At 65.1% G+C, this 1,082-nt stretch carries 1 protein-coding gene; it reads right to left on the bottom strand.

The genetic code is table 11. From position 1 onward, the window contains the following. On the bottom strand, nucleotides 1–1,082 hold a 1,082-nt coding region (locus tag IVB12_RS24640; RefSeq protein WP_247302889.1), incomplete at both ends, for a 3-hydroxyacyl-CoA dehydrogenase.

Genomic DNA, 1,082 nt, shown 5'->3' with positions numbered 1-1,082 from the left:
GCCGCTTTCGACGCAGCCGCCAGCGACGCGAACGTCTTGCCCTCATCCGCGAGTTTCTTCAGGAGCGGCGCGGGCTCGAGGCTCGGGTCGTTGGTCTCCTTGGCGTAGAACGACAAGCGGTCGGCGATGTGCTTGAGGCCGACGCTGTCGGCCCAGAACATCGGGCCGCCGCGGTAGATCGGCCAGCCATAGCCGTAGAGCCAGACCACGTCGATGTCGGAGGGGCGTGCCGCAATGCCCTCTTCGAGGATCTTCGCGCCCTCGTTGATCATCGGATACATCATGCGCTCGAGGATCTCCTCGTCGCTGACGACACGCTTCTTGCGGCCGAGACGGGCTAGTGTCTCGTCGATCAGCTTCTCGACCTCGGGATCGGGCAGCGGCGCGCGGCTGCCGCCTTCATACTTGTAGTAGCCCTTGCCGGTCTTCTGGCCGAAGCGGCCGGCTTCGCAGAGCGCATCCGCGATCTCCGACTTGATGCCGCGATCTTTCCGCGAGCGCCAGCCGATGTCGAGGCCGGCGAGATCGCCCATCGCGAACGGTCCCATCGGCATGCCGAACTTGGTCACGACGGCATCGACCTGCTGCGGCAAAGCGCCTTCGAACAGCAGCTTCTCGGCCTGCTTGCCGCGCTGCGCCAGCATGCGGTTGCCGACGAAGCCGTCGCACACGCCGACCACGGCCGGCACCTTTGCGATCTTGCGTGCGATATTGACAGCGGTGACCAGCGCATCGGGCGCGGTCTTCTCGGCGCGCACGATCTCGCACAGCTTCATGACGTTGGCCGGCGAGAAGAAGTGCATCCCGAGAACGTCCTGCGGACGCTTGGTCGACTTCGCGATCTCGTCGATGTTGAGATACGAGGTGTTGGAGGCGAGCACCGCGCCGGGCTTGGCGAACTGGTCGAGCTTGCCGAACACCTCCTTCTTCACCGCCATGGTCTCGAACACGGCCTCGATGACGAGGTCGGCATCGCCGACGTTCTCGATCCCGACCTTGCCGTTGATCAGCGCCATGCGCTTGGCAGGCGCATCGGCCGGGATGCCGCCGCGTGCCGCGGTCGCTTCCCAGTTCTTTTGCAT

Origin of the sequence: Bradyrhizobium sp. 179 (assembly GCF_023073535.1) — a bacterium.
Taxonomy (GTDB): domain Bacteria; phylum Pseudomonadota; class Alphaproteobacteria; order Rhizobiales; family Xanthobacteraceae; genus Bradyrhizobium.
The sequence above is the reverse complement of the archived record's forward strand: the minus strand, read 5'-3'. Positions and strand labels throughout refer to the sequence as shown.